The 17198-nt window shown below is 63.8% G+C and carries 20 protein-coding genes; 11 read left to right on the top strand and 9 right to left on the bottom strand.

Annotated elements, in window-relative coordinates:
• The first annotated feature begins 57 nt into the window (after window positions 1-57).
• Both OZ411_RS27640 and OZ411_RS27635 read left to right on the top strand, forming a co-directional pair.
• The gene (locus OZ411_RS27640; RefSeq protein WP_282530490.1) at window positions 58-747 is read left to right on the top strand and encodes a DUF2161 family putative PD-(D/E)XK-type phosphodiesterase; all 690 of its coding nucleotides are present in this window, start codon (window positions 58-60) and stop codon (window positions 745-747) included.
• A gap of 284 nt (window positions 748-1031) precedes the next feature.
• Window positions 1032-1334, top strand: coding sequence for a hypothetical protein (locus OZ411_RS27635; protein WP_130579531.1), 303 nt, complete (start codon window positions 1032-1034; stop codon window positions 1332-1334).
• Between the two features lie 57 nt (window positions 1335-1391).
• Here OZ411_RS27635 and OZ411_RS27630 read toward each other — a convergent pair whose 3' ends face one another.
• Both OZ411_RS27630 and OZ411_RS27625 read right to left on the bottom strand, forming a co-directional pair.
• Window positions 1392-2006: a GNAT family N-acetyltransferase gene (locus tag OZ411_RS27630; protein WP_282530489.1), complete on the bottom strand. Its 615-nt coding sequence runs from the start codon at window positions 2004-2006 to the stop codon at window positions 1392-1394.
• A gap of 165 nt (window positions 2007-2171) precedes the next feature.
• The gene (locus OZ411_RS27625; protein WP_282530488.1) at window positions 2172-2570 is read right to left on the bottom strand and encodes a PaaI family thioesterase; all 399 of its coding nucleotides are present in this window, start codon (window positions 2568-2570) and stop codon (window positions 2172-2174) included.
• A 120-nt stretch (window positions 2571-2690) separates the two neighbouring features.
• On the opposite strand from OZ411_RS27625, the gene OZ411_RS27620 reads away from it, so the two are divergent.
• Window positions 2691-3479 (top strand): cobalamin-binding protein, encoded by a 789-nt coding sequence (locus tag OZ411_RS27620; RefSeq protein WP_282530487.1) that lies wholly within the window; start codon window positions 2691-2693, stop codon window positions 3477-3479.
• Between the two features lie 118 nt (window positions 3480-3597).
• Here the strand turns inward: OZ411_RS27620 and OZ411_RS27615 are convergent, their stop codons facing one another.
• Window positions 3598-4875 carry an ArgE/DapE family deacylase gene (locus OZ411_RS27615; RefSeq protein ID WP_282530486.1) on the bottom strand — a complete coding sequence of 426 codons (1278 nt, stop codon included), beginning with the start codon at window positions 4873-4875 and terminating at the stop codon, window positions 3598-3600.
• Between the two features lie 70 nt (window positions 4876-4945).
• A complete protein-coding gene (locus OZ411_RS27610; protein WP_282530485.1) occupies window positions 4946-5668 on the bottom strand; it encodes a pyridoxamine 5'-phosphate oxidase family protein in 723 nt (240 codons plus the stop codon).
• Between the two features lie 76 nt (window positions 5669-5744).
• Here OZ411_RS27610 and OZ411_RS27605 point away from each other — a divergent pair, with 76 nt between their 5' ends.
• The 3 genes from OZ411_RS27605 to OZ411_RS27595 are packed head-to-tail and all read left to right on the top strand — an operon-like array spanning window position 5745 to window position 7724.
• Window positions 5745-7244, top strand: coding sequence for a PLP-dependent aminotransferase family protein (locus OZ411_RS27605; RefSeq protein WP_282530484.1), 1500 nt, complete (start codon window positions 5745-5747; stop codon window positions 7242-7244).
• Between the two features lie 56 nt (window positions 7245-7300).
• On the top strand, window positions 7301-7453 hold the full coding sequence (locus tag OZ411_RS27600) for a hypothetical protein (protein ID WP_165421152.1): 153 nt from the start codon (window positions 7301-7303) through the stop codon (window positions 7451-7453).
• A 16-nt stretch (window positions 7454-7469) separates the two neighbouring features.
• On the top strand, window positions 7470-7724 hold the full coding sequence (locus OZ411_RS27595; protein ID WP_282530506.1) for a DUF6719 family protein: 255 nt from the start codon (window positions 7470-7472) through the stop codon (window positions 7722-7724).
• Window positions 7725-7903: 179 nt separating this feature from the next.
• Here the strand turns inward: OZ411_RS27595 and OZ411_RS27590 are convergent, their stop codons facing one another.
• Window positions 7904-8308, bottom strand: a complete 405-nt coding sequence (locus OZ411_RS27590; RefSeq protein ID WP_130579545.1) for a hypothetical protein — start codon at window positions 8306-8308, stop codon at window positions 7904-7906.
• A 99-nt stretch (window positions 8309-8407) separates the two neighbouring features.
• Entirely contained in the window at window positions 8408-8569 is a 162-nt protein-coding gene (locus OZ411_RS27585) for a hypothetical protein (RefSeq protein WP_165421151.1), read from the bottom strand.
• 454 nt (window positions 8570-9023) lie between these two features.
• Here OZ411_RS27585 and OZ411_RS27580 point away from each other — a divergent pair, with 454 nt between their 5' ends.
• Window positions 9024-9239, top strand: coding sequence for a hypothetical protein (locus OZ411_RS27580; protein WP_245476304.1), 216 nt, complete (start codon window positions 9024-9026; stop codon window positions 9237-9239).
• 12 nt (window positions 9240-9251) lie between these two features.
• Here OZ411_RS27580 and OZ411_RS27575 read toward each other — a convergent pair whose 3' ends face one another.
• A complete protein-coding gene (locus OZ411_RS27575) occupies window positions 9252-9749 on the bottom strand; it encodes a CreA family protein (protein ID WP_282530483.1) in 498 nt (165 codons plus the stop codon).
• A gap of 279 nt (window positions 9750-10028) precedes the next feature.
• On the opposite strand from OZ411_RS27575, the gene OZ411_RS27570 reads away from it, so the two are divergent.
• The 4 genes from OZ411_RS27570 (at window position 10029) to OZ411_RS27555 (ending at window position 14192) form a co-directional block, all read left to right on the top strand.
• Window positions 10029-11810, top strand: a complete 1782-nt coding sequence (locus OZ411_RS27570) for a L,D-transpeptidase family protein (protein ID WP_282530482.1) — start codon at window positions 10029-10031, stop codon at window positions 11808-11810.
• 85 nt (window positions 11811-11895) lie between these two features.
• Window positions 11896-12471, top strand: a complete 576-nt coding sequence (locus tag OZ411_RS27565) for a glutathione peroxidase (RefSeq protein ID WP_282530481.1) — start codon at window positions 11896-11898, stop codon at window positions 12469-12471.
• A 144-nt stretch (window positions 12472-12615) separates the two neighbouring features.
• Window positions 12616-13617, top strand: a complete 1002-nt coding sequence (locus OZ411_RS27560) for a polysaccharide deacetylase family protein (protein WP_130579523.1) — start codon at window positions 12616-12618, stop codon at window positions 13615-13617.
• A 14-nt stretch (window positions 13618-13631) separates the two neighbouring features.
• Complete coding sequence (locus OZ411_RS27555; RefSeq protein WP_282530480.1) at window positions 13632-14192, top strand: dihydrofolate reductase; 561 nt, start codon at window positions 13632-13634, stop codon at window positions 14190-14192.
• 106 nt (window positions 14193-14298) lie between these two features.
• On the opposite strand, the gene OZ411_RS27550 is transcribed toward OZ411_RS27555, so the two are convergent.
• Window positions 14299-14751 (bottom strand): DoxX family protein, encoded by a 453-nt coding sequence (locus OZ411_RS27550; RefSeq protein ID WP_130579522.1) that lies wholly within the window; start codon window positions 14749-14751, stop codon window positions 14299-14301.
• 88 nt (window positions 14752-14839) lie between these two features.
• The gene (locus OZ411_RS27545; protein ID WP_282530479.1) at window positions 14840-17149 is read right to left on the bottom strand and encodes an NADP-dependent malic enzyme; all 2310 of its coding nucleotides are present in this window, start codon (window positions 17147-17149) and stop codon (window positions 14840-14842) included.
• Window positions 17150-17198: the final 49 nt, after the last annotated feature.

The raw sequence follows: 17198 nt of genomic DNA, 5'->3' as shown, positions 1-17198 counted from the left end.
CTTTGCGGTAGACTCCTCGAAATTGAGTCGCGGCATTCCGCGGCTGGAGTCTTGCGCGTGGAAACCTCGCTCTATCTGCCCGTCAAACGGTTCCTCGAACAGCTCGGCTTCACGGTGAAGGGCGAGATCGGCGGCTGCGACCTGGTGGCGCTGAGCGGCGACGATCCGCCGGTCGTCGTGGTCGGTGAGCTGAAGCTCACCTTCAACCTGGAACTGATCCTGCAGGCGGTCGGTCGCGCCGGCGCCTGCGACGAGATCTGGATCGCCGCCAAATTATCGACGCGCGGCAAGGGCCGCGAAAGCGACGCGCGCTACCGCAATCTCTGCCGCCGCCTCGGCTTCGGCATGCTGGGAGTGACCGGCGCCGGCGAGGTCGAGGTGCTGGTGAAGCCGCCGACCACGGCGCCGCGCCGCGATCCGAAGAAGCGCTCGCGCCTGGTTGCCGAGCACAATCGCCGCAAGGGCGATCCCGTGATGGGCGGCAGCACGCGCTCGCCGATCATGACCGCCTACCGCCAGCAGGCGCTTGCCTGCGCGTCGGCCCTCGCCAATGGACCACGGCGCGTGCGCGAGCTCCGGGTCGATATTCCGGATGCCGGCAAGATCCTGCTGCATAATGTTTACGGCTGGTTCGACCGCGCCGAGCGCGGGATCTATGTGCTGACCGACGCAGGCCGCGCCGCGTTGCAACGTTGGCCGCAGCCGCCCGTTGATTCCGCAGCTATCGAAAGGGCGGCCTCGATGTGAGTGACGACGGCGCACGATTGCGGTGCATAACCGGTAACGATCGCGCGATGAGTCGGGGTAAACTTGAGAAAGTCTACCGTGCATGGCTGGATTGCCATGTCAGTTTCATATTGCAATGCAACAATATGGCGCCTAGGTATCCGGCCCAGGCATGATCCGGAAAAAGTAGCTACCGGTTTTTCCTCGCGACAGACACGAAGGGTTTGCGCGGAGATCATGCTCAAAACGAAGAGGCGGGCGGATGAGATTCATGGAACCGTCGTCGCGCTCCCAGCGAGGCCCCGATGAGCGAAGACTGGCAAACGAAATATGGTCCCCGACGCGTGAGGCGCGATCCGCCGACGCTGGAGGAAGCGATCTTCGCCGCCGTCGGCATCACCGACGACCTCGAGCAGCAGGCCGAGATCGCGTCCGCCTTGATGGGCCTTCCTTACGAGGACGTGCTGGCTGAGGTGAAGAAGACGGCGCGAACCAGCGTAAGATCGGCGACCCGTGTGATCACGGGCGAGCAAGGCGCGCAGCGCGCGGTCGTGGTCGAGCGGCGCGTGGTCCGGCGGTTCGGTAACGACAAGCGCACCGGCACCTGAACTTCGATTGGCAACTCGTTCATCTGAACGAATTGCCGGGGCGGAGTGGCGCGCCGATCAGGCGGCGCGGCCCCAGCCGTACATCTTGAACACCATCTGCCAATAGGCGCGGTTGAGATTGGCGATCGCGCGCGCCGCCTCCAGCGGCGCAACCGCCGCGGGCACCGGCTCCGGCTGGCCATGCCGCGCGAGATCGATGCTGCCGGTGGATTCACCGTGGCGGAACGTCAGCTTCGCGCCGAACTTGCTGGCGAGCGTCCGCATCGCCTCGTTCTGCGCACCGGTGGTGATCCGAAGCGAGCGATAGCCCCTCGCCTGCGCCTCTGCGATCAGCTTGCGGAACAGGACGCTGCCGACGCCCTTGCGGCGCGCCGCGCGCTCTACGCTGAAGGCGATCTCGGGCTCGCCGTCCGGCGATTGCTCCGGCGGATGCAATTCGGCCGCACCGCGCACCGTGCCGTTCTCGAAATAGGCGATGATGACGGTGCCGTCGCTGGCGCATTTTTCGGCGTAGCGCTTGATGAAGCCGTCATCCATGAAGCCATGGAAGCGATCATAGCGGCTGGTTCGGTCCAGCCTCAGCAGATGATCCCGCAAAAGCGGCAATTCCGACTGGCTGAGGGTCCGAACGGTACCTTTGGCTGGCGCCGAACGGGTAGAATCGTAGTTCATTCCATAACTCCTCGTGGTAGCCCTCGAGGAGGCGTCGAATCCCTAGACGCCCAATATTGTGCGTCGCAGCATGAAATTCAAGTACGAAGATTCACCGAATCTCGCATTTGGATTCACTTGATCTTTCGGATTGAATTTATTGATGAATTCAGGACTTCGCGCATACTAAAGTACCATCTGGGTCTGGGTTACGATGGCAACCAGCTTGCCGTCCTCGGTTTCCAATCGGGTCTGCCAGACCTGCGTGCGCCGCCCGCGATGCACGGGCGTGGCAACGGCGATGACCGTGGTCCCCTCCTTGGCGCCGCCAATGAAGTTGGTCTTGCTCTCGATCGTCGTGGTCCCCTCGGCATCCTCGGGCAGATTGATCACAGTCGCGGCCGCCCCGACCGAGTCCGCAAGCGCCATCACCGCGCCGCCGTGGATGGTGTGATACAGCGTGCAGAGGTCCGGCCGCACCAGCATCTTTGCCACCACGCGGTCCTTGTCGGCCTCCGTGAAGATGACGCCCTTCAATTCCGCAAACGGCATCTTCATCGATTGGATCTTTTCCAGCGGCGTCATGCGTCCTCCCGTTTTGTTGTGCGCGCGGCAGCGGCAGAGAATGGACGGAGCCGGTAAATCAGGCAATGACGTCGGAGGTAATGGCCGGCGTGACGATGCGGCCGACGATAGAGATTTCCGATGCGCCACTTCCCTCCCCGCCGGATCGTCTGCCTCACCGAGGAGACCGTGGAGACGCTGTACCTGCTCGGCGAGCAGGACCGCATCGTCGGCGTCTCCGGCTATGCGGTACGGCCACCGCAGGTCCGGCGCGAGAAGCCGCGCGTCGCGGCGTTCATCTCGGCGGACATCCCGAAAATCCTGGCACTCGAGCCGGACCTCGTGCTCGCCTTCTCCGACATCCAGGCCGACATCGTCGCCGATCTCGTGCGGGCCGGCGTCGACGTCCACGTCTTCAACCAGCGCGACATTGCCGGCATCATGGCGATGATCCGCACCCTCGGCGCCATCGTCGGCGCCGCCGAACGCGCCGACCGGCTTGCCGCGGATTTCGAGCAGCGCCTCGCCGCCATCGCTGCGACACCGCGTTCGCAGCCGAAGCCAAAAGTCTATTTCGAGGAATGGGACGATCCCCTGATCAGCGGCATCGGCTGGGTGTCCGAGCTGATCGAGATCGCCGGCGGCGAAGACGCGCTGCCAGGCTTGCGGTTACACAAGTCCGCGAAAGATCGCATCATCGCGCCCGAGATCGTGCGTGACGCCGCGCCTGACGTGATCCTCGCCTCCTGGTGCGGCAAGAAGGTGGTACCCAATCGCATCCGCAACCGCCCCGGCTGGAGCGATATCCCCGCCGTGCGCAACGATCGTATCGTCGAGATCAAGTCGACGATCATTTTACAGCCGGGCCCGGCCGCGCTCACCGATGGGCTGGATGCGATCGTCGCGGCGCTGTGGTCGTCGAATTCGTAGGTGGGCAAAGCGAAGCGTGCCCACCTTCCCTTGCACCGGCCGTGAATGGTGGGCACGCGGAGCCTGTCATCGGGCGCGCGTTCGCGCGACCCGTTGGCTTTGCCCACCCTACGGCGCCTTACACCTTCTCCACCCCACACCATTCCGCGATGAACAGTGCGGTGGCCTTGGTGGATTTGCGCAGCGACTCCAGATCGACATATTCGTTGAAGCCGTGCATCGCCGCGCCGCTGGCGCCGAAGCACAGGCTCGGGATGTTGTAGTTCAATCCGTAGAAGCGGGTATCGGTGAGCGCGGTGAAGGCACGGTCTTCCACCGTGCCGCCATAGACGGCGCCAAACGCCTTCGCGAACGCCGCTTCCGGCGCGGCCGCGTCAGTCAGCTCATAGCCCTCGGACAGGAAGCCCGACCACTGCACCTCAGGCGGATTGTTGGAGAGGAAACGATGGTCGCGCGCGGCCGCCGAGACGCAAGCCAAAATCTCCTTCTGGCACTCCGCGATCGACCAGCCCGGCAGCACGGCGATGCGGCAATCGACGTCGCACCAGGCCGGCACGCTGGAGGCCCAGTCGCCGCCCTTGATGATGCCCGGATTGAAGTTGATGGGATGCGCGACGTCCTTGAAGTGCCGGTCGGCCTTGGCGCGCTCGTTCCATTCGGCTTCGAGCTTCTCCAGCGCGTGGATCAAATGATACGCCGCCATGATCGCGTTTGAGCCGGCGCCCGCCTCGAACACGTGTACCGGGAAGCCGCGCACCTTCAGCCGAAACCAGATCACGCCGACCTGCGAGCGGATCATGTGGCCATTGGTGGGCTCCGGGATGAAGCAGGCATCGGCGCGATAGCCGCGTTGGAGCGTCGAGAGCGCGCCGACGCCGGTGCTCTCCTCCTCGATCACCGACTGGAAGTGGATCCGCCCGGTCGGGCGAAAGCCTGCAGCCTTGATCGCATCAAGCGCATAGAGCGCGCCGATCGTGCCCGACTTCATGTCGCAGGCGCCGCGGCCATACATCCGCCCGTCCTTGATGGTGGGTGAGAATGGCAGCGTCTCCCACATGTCGAGCGGGCCGGTCGGCACCACGTCGCAGTGCCCCTGCAGGATCAGCGATTTGCCGCCATCGGTAGGCGGCCGGTAGGTGCCGACCACCGTGCGCGCCCGGGAGAAATCATGCTCGATCGGGCCGAAGCCGCGAAGATCCTTCAGATCGTCGACATTGATATGCCAGTCGTCGACCTCGTAGCCGCGTGCGCGCAGGAGATCGCCGATCATGTCCTGGCATGGACCTTCCGCGCCACGGGTCGAGGGGATCGCGACGAATTCCTTCGTGGTCGCAAGCTGCGCATCGAAGCCGGCATCAACGGCGTCCAGGATCCTTTGTTGCGTATCGGCATTCATGCGGCGGCTCCAACTCCAGGTTCGATCATCAAGCGCACGGGCGCTTGCCCGACACCGCTATAGCGTGATCTCAGCCACCGGGGTACTGCGCAAAATAGGCATCTCGCAATGCTTCTTCGAGCAGACGGCCTTCCGAATAGCCATCGAGTGATGCCGGCCGCGTCACGCCGTCGAGCAGCCGCGAGCAAGGTTCCGGCGCGCCGAGCACGGTGCGCACCGGAATGCGCTCGGCATAAATCGGCAGCTCGTAATCCTCATCGTCATCGGCGACGCCCTTGGCGCGGATCTTGGCGGAGGCTTCCTCGATCTCCATCGCGATGAAGGATGTCGCCTTGATCTCCTGCGTATTGCTCTGCCGCAGGCTCGCGGTGCGATCGGGAAAGAAGCGGTCGACCATCGCGACCAGCGCGCGCTGCTTCTCGTCCGGATCGGTGACGAGGTAGGCCGTCCCAAACGCCATCACCGCGCGGTAGTCGGCCGAATGATTGAAGCCGCAGCGCGCCAGCACCAGGCTGTCGAGATGGGCGACCGTGAGACAGACCCTCTGGCCCGCGGACTGGTTCCTCAGCATGCGGCTGGCGCTGCTGCCGTGCCAGTACAGCCGTGTTCCCTCGCGCCAGAAGAAGGTAGGCGTGCAATAGGGCTGGCCGTCGATCGCATAGGAGACGTGGCACATCATCGAGGAGTCGAGGATGCGGTGAACGGTTTCATGATCATAGAAGCCGCGATCATGGCGGCGCTTCACCTGGTTTCGTGGTGACAACGGATATGAGGCGGCAGCACCTTCGCTCACGGTAACTCCTGTTTAGGATTTTGAACGTTTCGAAACAGTTGTAGCGCCGGATTTGGTCTGCGATAGTGCCAATTCCATGCGAAAAATTTCGACCAATTCTGCGTCGCCGCGCAAGGCCGAGCTGCCGGTCGACCTTTCCGGACCGCATGTCACACCAGGCGCCTCCGCCCAGCAGCGCCTCTACCAGGCGCTTTGCCACGCCATCCTCGGCGGCATCGTCAAACCGGGCGAGCCGCTGCCGCCCTCCCGCACGCTGGCACGGCAGACTGGCTTTCGCCGTAACGCGGTCGTCACCGCCTATGAACGGTTGATCGCGGACGGGTTCGCGGTGGCGACCACAGGCTCGGGGACGTTCGTCGCGGCCCGCATCCCTGCCCGCACCCGCGAAGCGCCGAAGCCAAAGATCACCATCGATGCGCCCCAGCAAGGCGCGCTCGCGCTCGGCTGCACGCATATCGATAGCCGCGCCCTGCAGCGCTTCCGCGCCTTCGTCGGGCGACGGATGCGCGCCTTCAGCGCAGTGCATTTCCATTACGGCGATCCCAGGGGCAGCCGCGAGCTCCGCGCCGCAATCGCCGATCATTTGTTGTCGGCGCGCGGCCTGCGCTGCGACCCCGAGCAGATCATGCTGACGTCGGGCACGCTGCACGGGTTGCGCATCGTGTTGAGCGCGATCCTCAAGCCCGGCGATCAGATCTGGTGCGAGGATCCGGGGTACCCAATCGCGCGCCGAACCATCGAGCATTGCGGCTATCGCGCGGTTTCCGTTCCGGTCAACGCATCGGGCATGATGGTTGCGAACGGCCGGGCCCGCGCGCCGGCGGCGCGTGCGGCCTATGTGACGCCGTCGCATCAGTTTCCGCTCGGCGTGCAGATGTCGATGCCGCGCCGGCTGGAACTGCTCGACTGGGCCAAGGCCGCCGATGCCTTTGTGTTCGAGGACGATTACGACAGCGAGTTCCGCTATGACGGCGCTCCCCTGCTGTCGCTGGCCGGCATCGATCATCTCCGGCGCGTCATCTACATGGGCACGTTTGCCAAGACGCTGTTTCCGGGATTGCGCATCGGCTACTGCGCGCTGCCTGAAAAATTGATCGGCCCGGTGACGGCGGCCCGCGCCGCGCTCGACCGCTTTCCGGGCACGCTGATGGAAGGCGCTGTCGCTGACATGCTCAACTCCGGCGCCTTCGCCGCCAACCTGAAGAAGGTGCGCAGGCTCTACCGCGAAGCGCGTGACGTACTGGCCTCGACGCTGGCGGCGGCATCAGACGGTGAGCTGTCGGTGCCGGTGCCCTCGCAGGGCCTGCATCTGGTGGCGCGGTTCGATCCGTCGACCGACCCGGTCGTGGCGTCAGAGGCCAGACGCGCGGCCGGCGTCGACGGCTGGCTGCTTGCGGAGACCTATCATCGCGCGCGTCCCCTGCCCGGCTTCGTGCTGGGGTTTGCCGGCCACGACCTTCCGGAACTGAAAGCATCGGCCGAGCGACTGGCGAAGGCGTCACTCACCGCGCTGCGCGAGCGCCGCAAGCCGAGAGCCCGCGTCGCCAAAACGCCAACGTCGCGCGCGGCTCTATGAGAATCGCCGGCGGCTCATTAAGCTGAAAATGAAAAGCTGTACGGCGGAGATACCGGATGCCCGGCAATCGCAACGTCCTGTATCTGATCATCGGTGTGCTGCTCGCCGTCATCGGCGTGCTCGGCTACCAGCTCTACCAGGCCAAGAAGCAGCCCGAAGGTTTCCAGATCAATGTCGGCCCCGACGGGCTGAAGATCCAAGGGAAGTGACGCTCAAGTGACGCTGATGATTTCGGAAAGAGTTCTGCGCGTCGGCTGCATCGCGCTGCTTGGCTGGCTCGCATCGCCACTGTCAGCGTCGGCGCAGGTGCTGGGACGCGAGCAGGACATCATTGATTTGCGACTGGGCCAGCGCGTGATGGTCGACGACGGATCATGCCCCGCGGGCCAGATCAAGGAAGTCTCGGGCTCGCAGATGACGAGCCAGGGCGTGACGCGCGTGCGCAAATGCATCCCACGTCTCGGCACCAAGAAGCGCTAGAACACACCCCCTCCGTCACGCCCCGCCACCGGGTCTCGCCTCCGGCGAGCCCGATGACAGGCTCCGGCCGGGCATCCAGTAATCGACATCGCCAGTCGTGCGCACAGAACGCGCCGCGGAATACTGGATCGCCCGGTCAAGCCGGGCGATGACCTCGTGGGATGATCGAGAAACGCTGCTTACTCCGTCGCCGGATCGAACATGCACTGCAGCGTCGGCTTGGCGATCTTGGTGAAGGTCGGGCCGATCTCAGACTGCTTTGACGGCGGCACCCAGTCGGTCTCGATCGTCGGCACGCCGGTCTCGCTGATCCCGCGCAGCAAGGCTTCGCGCAGATCGGGATCCTCGACGGTGGCGGCAGCATAATCATGCAGGCAGCCGCATACGGCTTCCGGATGCGCCCAGCGGCCGAGCATGTGGGGCGCGCACTGGCGCACGAATTCACCACGCGGGTCGGGCAGCACCTTGAACAGGGTGCGGAATTGCACCGGCTGGGTCTGATGCGTTGTCGGCGCCTGCGCCTGCGCGGAACTGGCAGAAACGATCAATGCTGCGATGACGGCGAGACAGGTGCGCAAGAGCATGCAGTTCATTTACCGTCGGCTTTCTTGCAGACTTCTCAGAGCATGATCCGGAAAAAGTGGAAACCGGTTTTCCGAAAAGATCATGCTCAAACAAGGAGCTCAGTTGGCGGCAACGACGATAGCCTGAGTCGTGGCGCTCACAATCGGCGAACCCGTGTACGAGAAGGCGCCGATGCCCAGAAGGCCGCTGTCGGAGGACCCCGCCATTGAGGGTCCAGCCAGAACGAAGGCGAAGGCAAGGATAAAGCTGATCGTCCGCATTTGACTGTCTCCGGTCTTCCAGCGTTCCCGCCGTCTTGTTGGCGATTTGATAGCCACGCCCTGTTTCCGGACATCTGCGCCAAAACCTCAAAATGGTTTCATTCCACTGCCGAATTGTTTCGTCGGCTCGGCGCGACGAAACATTGGTGCGAAAAACGCAATGATTTCAGTACCCGCATTTCTGGTACACTAGCGCCCTCGTGCCTTATCTCGCCACCGGCGAAGAAATGATTCACCTCGCGAATGACATAAATCAACGTCGGCAACCACGGTTTGGCGCTAGATTATCAACGTGCCGATCAACAACGTCGCGAGTTCTTAATCTTTGGCCGCTAGGAGCGCTGCAGCGAACTGAACCTAACAACTTACTCTGCCGACTCAGTCGCACAGCTCGCAACCTTTGTTGATGGTCGCGCGTTAGTTACTTGTCCCAATCCAACGAAGGATCGCAGTCGTGGGCAATGGCAACATCGATGTTGGCAAGGAAACCGCGCCCCGCAAACCCGGCCAGCAGCAGATGGTGGGTGCGATGTCGCAGCAGGACATCCACGTCATGGGTGACAATGAATGCGCGCAGCAGAAGCTTGTGCGCCTCGTGGGCTGCCGCGATCCCCAAGCCCGCCTGCAGGCCGGCATGCGAGGATCTGAATTGAAGAAACGGCAGTTCTAGCCACCTCTTCCACTACTGGATGAAGTCGCCGCATTTCTGGACGACGGTGTCGGCCGCCCCCCAGGGCATGATCGGCACTGACGAGGTCGAGTTCTTCGGCGAACCTTCGATCAGCTTGTCCGAATAGACCATGTAGACGAGCACGTTGCGCTTGGCATCGCAGCCGCGGACGATTTGCATCTTCTTGAAGAAGAGCGACCGGCGCTGGCGGAACATGTCGTCGCCCTGGCTCATCTTGTCCTTGAAGCGGATCGGGCCGATCTGCCGGCAGGCCAGCGAAATGTCGGAGACTTCCTCCGCCACCCCCAGCCAGCCCTTGAAGCCGCCCTTCTCCGGCACCGTGAAATGACAGGCCACGCCCTCGACCTCGGGATCGTCGACGCCATAGGTCGCGAGCTTGTCGTTGGGCGAAATCCATTTGAATACGGTGGAGCGGCGGAAGATCAGGTCGGGCTCGTCGGCAGCGACCGCTGCCTGCACCAGTCCCAGCGCCAGGACGACTGTGGCCAAAGCCAGCCTCTTCCAAGGCAGTTGCGGAGAAGTGATGGCTTTGGCGTGCATGATGGCTCCGCTACGTTGTTGGCGCGGCCTATGTATGGCGAAAAGGCTGCAGGGAAAGGCTGCGCGCATTGAGAAACGCGGTGGCCGGTTTAACCTAATGTGAGGCTTTTTTGCTACGCTTTCTATGAAAAGCACCGCGATCACAGAAGGGTTAAAGTGCCTGCGCTGGTGAACGTATTTCGCCTCTGCGACAACCAACCAATATCGGGACTGGGAATCTTAAGGACTATGCGCGTGAGCGGACGTCGGATTTCGACATTGCATACTGCAAGTAAACGGGCTTGGAAGATCGCGCTTCTGGCGACGGTAGGCACGCTCGGCGCCGCCTCGCAGGCCGATGCCGCGCTCTACTACTGGAATAACTATGATCCCAGCTACTACCAGCCCGAGCCGCAGATTCAGCCGCGGCGGCAGAAGCCCCGCAAGCCCGCTGCAAAGGCCGCAGCCCCTGAGAAAGACACCGGCATCAAGCCGCAGACGCCGCTGATCATCACGGTCTCGATCCATGACCAGAAGATGCGGGTCTTTGACGCCAACGGTCTCTTTGCCGAGAGCCCGGTCTCGACCGGCATGAAGGGCCACTCCACCCCGATGGGTGTCTTCAGCGTCATCCAGAAACACAAATTCCATCACTCCAACATCTATAGCAACGCGCCGATGCCCTATATGCAGCGGATCACCTGGTCGGGCGTCGCGATGCATGCCGGCGTGCTGCCCGGCTATCCGGCCTCGCACGGCTGCATCCGGATGCCGATGGCATTCGCGATCAAGATGTGGAATTGGACCAAGATGGGCGCACGCGTCATCATCACGCCCGGCGAGATCACGCCCGCTGCTTTCTCGCATCCGCTGCTCGCCACGCAAAAGGTGGGGCCGCAACCCGTTGCCGAAGAACCGAAGGTGGATGCTCCGCTCGGCGTCAAAGGCGACAAGGGCGACAAGGGCGCGGAGCTCAAGCCGGCCAACGAAAACGGTCTCGAGCTGCGCGCGACCGTGGGTCATGCCGAGCTGCAAACATCGCTGCGCGAGCAGACCCATACCGCGGACGCCAGCGGTGCGATGCCGGCCGACCGCCCCTCTCTCACGTTAGCTGGCGCGACCATCGCGAAGGCTGACGAGTCCTTGAAGAGCGAAGTCACAGGTGCTGCGCCCGATGAGGCGAAGGCGGAAACCGAAGCTGCGCTCACCAAGACCGCCGCCGTAACCGCTTCCGACGCCGGGCTGGACGACAGCACGATCGGCGAAGCGAAATCAGCCGGCGAGCATCCGATCGAGATCACCGCCAGCACCGAAGCTTCGAAAACCGAAGCCACTGCTGGTCAACGCGTGAAGGCCGAAACAACGGCCGAAGCGGTCAAGCAGGATGCGCCCAAGGTCGACGCCGCAAAATCGACCGAGCCCAAATCTCCCGCGACAGAGGCTCCCGAGATAAAGGCTGCCGAGACAAAGGCTGCCGAGACATCCGCCGAGCCCGCCAAGCCGGGCGAAATACCTGCTGCCGACGTCAAGAAGGATGCTTCACGTTTGCCGGGCGCCGCAAAGCTCGATCAGCCGAAGCGGACCGGCCAGATCGCCGTTCTGATCAGCCGCAAGGATTCCAAGCTTTACGTTCGGCAGAATTTTGCGCCGCTGTTCGAGGTGCCCGTGGTGATCGCATCTGGCGACCGGCCGCTGGGCACGCATGTGTTCACCGCCCAGGTCGACAAGAGCGATCCCAATCTCCTGCACTGGTCGGTGGTCTCGCTGCCGACTGCACGCACAGCCGTGCGTCTCGAGGAAGATGCGTATCCGGGACGGCGCCGCCGCGGCGCAACCGCCGCCGCCGAGGTCAAGCCGCAGCCGCTCGCCAACAGCCCGGCGGAGGCGCTCGACCGCATCACCATCCCGCAGGACGCAATGGCGCGCGTCAACGAGGCGCTGACGTCAGGCGGCTCGATCATCGTCTCCGACCAGGGCATCAACCAGGGCGAAACCGGCGAAGGCACCGACTTCATCATCCCGCTGCGCTAGGCATCTCCGTAACGGCATGTTGAAAGCCGCCCCCCACCCCGCCGGGTTATTGTTCGGCGAATCTTCACGCCGAAGGGGAATGGCCATGATCAGCCGCAGGATCTTTGTCGCGGGTGCGGTGGCCGTATTGGCCGAACCTTTGTACTCCCGGAGCTTGCGGGCGGAGCCGGCGATGAGCCGGGTCACCGCGTATGCCTTCTCGTTTCCGGCGCTGCAGGGCGGTGACATCCGGCTTGCCGAGCGTGCCGGCCGGCCGCTCCTGATCGTCAACACCGCCTCGCTCTGTGGCTTCACCCCACAATATGCGGGGCTGCAGGCCCTGTGGACGGAGTTCCGCGACCGCGGCCTCGTCATCATCGGCGTCCCCTCGAACGATTTCGGCAGCCAGGAACCAGGCGGGGCAAGCGAGATCGTCGAGACCGCGCATCACCAATATGGCGTCACCTTCCCGATGGCGGCCAAAGCCGTCGTGAAAGGACCCAATGCGCATCCCTTCTACAGATGGGCTGCCGAGGCGCGTCCGAAGGATATCCCGCGCTGGAACTTTCACAAATATCTGATCGGCCGCGACGGCTACATCGCCGACGTCTTCCCCGAGTCGGTCGCGCCGGAGGACACGAGGGTCAAGACCACCATCGCCCGGGCGCTGGCGGCGGCCTGATCCCTGCAATTTACCTGTGCAGGAAGTCGGCCTCCGTTGCATTGGCGGGGGGTGACCATCTAGGCTACTATTAGTTGGGGTAGGAGGCAGTTCGGGCGGGCATTGGATACCTCTATCCGCACGATAGCTCTAGGGAACACAGCCATGCGCATTGCGGCAGGTCTGATTTTTGCGGGTGTGGTTTCGCTGCTCTCGTCCACCGCGGTTTGGTCGCAGACTCCTCCCGCGGTCAAAGGTGCTCCCGTCGCCAAGGGTGCGAACGCTGCTCCAGCGCCTGCACAGCAGGCGGCCGCTCCGCAGGCGGCACCAGCGCCGGTTCCTGCGGCCGCCCCCGCGCAGCCACCGCAGCCCGCGCGCGCCGCTTGCAACAATCCGAACGCGCTCGGCGTCGGCCGCACGGTCGAGATCGACACGACCGGCGGACCCGGCTTCGGTTTCGAGCATTTCAAGCAGCTCGACTTCCTGCGCGACCACGAGGTGGTCCTCACCTTCGACGACGGCCCATGGCCGAACAACACGCCTGCCGTGCTGAAGGCGCTGGCGGACGAATGCACCACCGGCATCTTCTTCCCGATCGGCAAGCACGCGACCTACCATCCCGAGATCCTCAAGCAGGTTTACAATGCCGGCCACACGGTCGGCGCGCACACCTGGTCGCATGCAAACCTGAACAACAAGAAGCTGACGGAAGACCAGCGCAAGGACGAGATCGAGAAGGGCTTCGCTGCGGTCAAGTGGGCGCTCGGCGTCGCGCCTTCGCCGTTCTTCCGCTTCCCGGCGCTGCAGCATCCGCCGGAAATGGTGACCTATCTCGGCACCCGCAACATCGCCATCTTCTCCTGTGACCTCGACTCGTTCGACTTCAAGGCGAGCAAGCCGCAGACGGTGATCGACACCGTGATGAAGAAGGTCGACAAGCTCGGCAAGGGCATCATCCTGATGCACGACTTCCAGAAGCACACCGCGGAAGCCCTGCCCGAACTGTTGAGCCGGCTGAAGGCCGGCGGCTACAAGGTCGTGGCGATGCGCGCGAAAGCGCCGGTGCAGGTGCTGCCGCAATATGAGGAAGAGCTGGCCAAGGACGCCAAGCTGCCGACGGTGAGTGCGCGGCCGGTCAACAGCGTCGTGACGACGGTTTCGGAATAGCGCGCGAAGCGATCGTGCCGGCGTTGCGTTTCGAAGGCTATGTGATCGTCTCCGCCGATGGCCGGCTGGCCAGCGCCGATAACGTGATGCCGGACCAATTGAAGTTCGAGGGCGACAAGAGATTCTTCTCCGCCGCCCTCGACCGTGCCGACTTGATCGTGCATGGCCGCAATTCCTACGAGGACCAGCCGAACTCGCCACAGCGAAAACGCATCATCGTGACGCGCAAAGTGCGCGCCACCACGCCCGATCCCGCAAATCCGCAAGCCACGCTCTGGAATCCCGCCGGTGCCACGTTCGAGACCGCGAGCGCGCAAGCGGGCGTCACCTGCGGCACCGTCGCGATCATCGGCGGTCCCTCGGTGTTCGACATGTTCATGGATCGCTACGACACGTTCTGGCTGTCGCAGGCATCGCGGGTGAACCTACCGGACGGGGAGCCTTGTTTCCCCGGCGTCCCCACCCGCTCGCCGCAGCAAATCCTTGCATCGCACGGATTGAAGCCGGGTGAGCCGCAAATCCTCGATGCGAACCAAGGCGTCACCGTCACGCCGTGGCGGCGCGACACAGCGTGAGGCTGCCGTAGCCCGGGTGAAGCGCCAGCGTAACCCGGGGCCGCTCGCAAATACGGATACCGCCGTCCCGGGTTACGCGTTCCGCTCCACCCGGGCTACAAGTCTCTCACGCATCGCCGTAGGCGGCCTCAGCGCTACGCGGCGTGCGGCCGTAGCCGGCGAGGATGAACAGCGCGCCGATGATCGACAGGTTCTTCAGCGCCTCCATCAGCGTGTGGGCGTTTTCAGGCGCCGGCTGATTCCAGAAATCGTGGAAGTAGAAGGTCGCGCCGACCACGAGGATGATGAGCAGGATCGAGAAGAATCGCACCAGCCAGTTCAATGCGATCATCAGGCCGGCGATGACTTCGAACACGCCGACCGAAATCGCGATCAATTGCATGATCGGCATTGCCGCCAAGGTTTCAAGCTGGTGCGCATAGGGCGCTGCAATCTCGGGAATGGTGATCTTGGCTGCGAAGGAATCCGCGGTCGCCTGGATCGCCAACAGCTTGGTTGCTCCCGAATAGATGAACAGGACGGCGAACAAAACCCGTCCGAAAGCAATGAACCCCGGCATGGTCGTCCCCATTGATCACAGTCGTGAACCGAGCGCGGAACGATTATGGTCGTTCCGCCTGCCGCGAGCAATTCGAATTCGTCTCCGCCTAGCCGAACAAGGTCGGCTGCGCGCGGCCCGCACGCTCCTGGGCCTCGACCGCTGCGACCGCCGTCATGTTGAGGACACCGCGCGCCGTCACCGACGGCGTCAGGATATGCGCCGGCCGTGCCGGGCCGATCAGGATCGGGCCGACGGGAAGCGCGTCTCCCAGCGACTTGATCATCTGGTAGGCGATGTTGGCCGCATCGAGATTCGGCATGATCAGGATGTTGGCCTCGCCCTCCAGCTTCGATGCCGGCAGCACCAGGTCACGCACGGCCTTGGACAGCGCGGTGTCGCCCTGCATCTCCCCGTCGGCCTCGATCTCCGGATGCTTTTCTTTAAGGAGCTGCGTGGCCCGCCGCATCTTGCGCGAGGATTCGGTGTCGTAGCTGCCGAAATCCGAATGCGACACGAAAGCGACCCTGGGCTTGAAGTTGAAGCGCTGGACGTGGATCGCCGCGAGCGATGCCATCTCCGACAGCTCTTCCGGGCTGGGATTCGGCCGGACCTGCGTATCCGCAATGAAATAGGCGCCCTTGGTCGAGATCATCAGCGCCAGCGCCGCGTAGTCGCTGACGCCAGGCAGGAAGCCGATGATCTCGCGCACGTGGCGCAGATGGCTCATGTAGCGGCCCTCGACGCCGCACAGCATGGCATCCGCCTCGCCGCGTACCACGGCGAGCGCCGCGATAACCGTGTTGTTGGTGCGCACCACCGTGCGCGCCGCATCGGGCGTCACGCCGCGCCGGCCCGCGACGTCGATATAGGACTGCACATAGGAACGGTAGCGCGGATCGTCCTCGGGATTGATGAGGTCGAAATCCTTGCCGGCCTTGATCGCGAGGCCGAAGCGCTTGATGCGGGCTTCGACCACCGAGGGCCGCCCGACCAGGATCGGCCGCGCCAGCTTCTCTTCCAGCACCACTTGCGTGGCGCGCAGCACGCGCTCGTCCTCGCCTTCGGCATAGATCACGCGCACCGGCTGCGTCTTGGCCTTCGCGAACATCGGCTTCATGACGAGACCGGAACGGAACGCGAAGCGCTCGAGCAGCGCGGTGTATTCGTCGAAATTCTTGATCGGCCGCGTCGCAACGCCCGATTCCATCGCCGCCCTCGCCACCGCCGGCGCGATGCGCAGGATCAGGCGCGGGTCGAACGGGCTTGGGATCAGCGAGCCGGGCCCGAAACCCTGTGTCTCACCGGAGTCGTAGCGCGACGCGACGGCGTCCGAGGGCGGATCGCGCGCGAGCTGTGCGATCGCGTCCACCGCCGCATGCTTCATCGCCTCGTTGATCGCGGTCGCGCCGACGTCGAGCGCGCCGCGGAAGATGAAGGGAAAGCACAGGACATTGTTGACCTGATTCGGGAAGTCCGAACGTCCGGTGCAGATCATGGCGTCAGGGCGCGCTTTCCGCGCCTCGTCCGGCATGATCTCCGGCACCGGGTTGGCAAGCGCCATGATCAGCGGATTTTCCGCCATCTGCTTTGCCATTTCCGGCTTCAGCACATTCGGCGCCGAGAGTCCTAGGAAGATGTCGGCGCCGCCGATCACGTCGGCCAAAACCCGTGCGTCCGTCTTCTGCGCATAGACCGCCTTCCAGCGGTCCATCAAGGTGTTGCGGCCCTCATGCACGACGCCGTCGATGTCGCAGACCCAGATGTTCTTGCGCTGCGCCCCCATCGATACCAGAAGATTGAGGCAGGCGATCGCGGCCGCGCCCGCGCCGGAGCAGACGATCTTCACCTCGGACAACTTCTTGCCGTTCAACAGCAGCGCATTGACGATCGCAGCCCCGACGATGATCGCGGTGCCATGCTGGTCGTCGTGGAAGACCGGGATCTTCATCCGCTCCTTGAGCTGCGCCTCGATCTCGAAACACTCGGGCCCGCGGATGTCCTCCAGATTGATGCCGCCGAAGGTCGGCTCCAGCGCCGCCACCGTCTCGACCACGCGCTCGATCGTGTCGGCCTTGATCTCGATGTCGAACACGTCGATGCCGGCGAATTTCTTGAACAGCACCGCCTTGCCTTCCATCACCGGCTTCGAGGCCAGCGGGCCGATATTGCCAAGCCCAAGCACTGCGGTACCGTTACTGACCACCGCGACCAGATTCGCGCGCGCCGTCAGCGAGGCGGCCTCGGCGGGGTTCTTCGCGATCTCGGTGCAGGCGGCGGCGACGCCGGGCGAATAGGCGAGCGCGAGGTCGCGCTGGTTGGCGAGCGGCTTGATCGCCTGTATCTCAAGTTTGCCCGGGCGCGGCAGCCGGTGATAGGCCAGCGCCGCCGAATGGAGATCTTCAGAAGAGGATGACATCGTACTCTCGCGTTTCCGGCCTCAAGCTCTTATTCTGTGCGGGTCTAAC

This window comes from Bradyrhizobium sp. Arg237L, from assembly GCF_029990105.1.
Taxonomy (GTDB): Bacteria; Pseudomonadota; Alphaproteobacteria; order Rhizobiales; family Xanthobacteraceae; genus Bradyrhizobium.
The sequence above is the reverse complement of the archived record's forward strand: the minus strand, read 5'-3'. Positions and strand labels throughout refer to the sequence as shown.

Excerpts from the sequence above, each read along its gene's own strand:
- OZ411_RS27635 (WP_130579531.1), top strand. The coding sequence starts at position 1,032 with ATGAGCGAAGACTGGCAAACGAAATATGGTCCCCGACGCGTGAGGCGC.
- OZ411_RS27630 (WP_282530489.1), bottom strand. The coding sequence starts at position 2,006 with ATGAACTACGATTCTACCCGTTCGGCGCCAGCCAAAGGTACCGTTCGG.
- OZ411_RS27625 (WP_282530488.1), bottom strand. The coding sequence starts at position 2,570 with ATGACGCCGCTGGAAAAGATCCAATCGATGAAGATGCCGTTTGCGGAA.
- OZ411_RS27620 (WP_282530487.1), top strand. The coding sequence starts at position 2,691 with ATGCGCCACTTCCCTCCCCGCCGGATCGTCTGCCTCACCGAGGAGACC.
- OZ411_RS27615 (WP_282530486.1), bottom strand. The coding sequence starts at position 4,875 with ATGAATGCCGATACGCAACAAAGGATCCTGGACGCCGTTGATGCCGGC.
- OZ411_RS27605 (WP_282530484.1), top strand. The coding sequence starts at position 5,745 with ATGCGAAAAATTTCGACCAATTCTGCGTCGCCGCGCAAGGCCGAGCTG.
- OZ411_RS27600 (WP_165421152.1), top strand. The coding sequence starts at position 7,301 with ATGCCCGGCAATCGCAACGTCCTGTATCTGATCATCGGTGTGCTGCTC.
- OZ411_RS27595 (WP_282530506.1), top strand. The coding sequence starts at position 7,470 with ATGATTTCGGAAAGAGTTCTGCGCGTCGGCTGCATCGCGCTGCTTGGC.
- OZ411_RS27590 (WP_130579545.1), bottom strand. The coding sequence starts at position 8,308 with ATGCTCTTGCGCACCTGTCTCGCCGTCATCGCAGCATTGATCGTTTCT.
- OZ411_RS27585 (WP_165421151.1), bottom strand. The coding sequence starts at position 8,569 with ATGCGGACGATCAGCTTTATCCTTGCCTTCGCCTTCGTTCTGGCTGGA.
- OZ411_RS27570 (WP_282530482.1), top strand. The coding sequence starts at position 10,029 with ATGCGCGTGAGCGGACGTCGGATTTCGACATTGCATACTGCAAGTAAA.
- OZ411_RS27565 (WP_282530481.1), top strand. The coding sequence starts at position 11,896 with ATGATCAGCCGCAGGATCTTTGTCGCGGGTGCGGTGGCCGTATTGGCC.
- OZ411_RS27560 (WP_130579523.1), top strand. The coding sequence starts at position 12,616 with ATGCGCATTGCGGCAGGTCTGATTTTTGCGGGTGTGGTTTCGCTGCTC.
- OZ411_RS27550 (WP_130579522.1), bottom strand. The coding sequence starts at position 14,751 with ATGCCGGGGTTCATTGCTTTCGGACGGGTTTTGTTCGCCGTCCTGTTC.
- OZ411_RS27545 (WP_282530479.1), bottom strand. The coding sequence starts at position 17,149 with ATGTCATCCTCTTCTGAAGATCTCCATTCGGCGGCGCTGGCCTATCAC.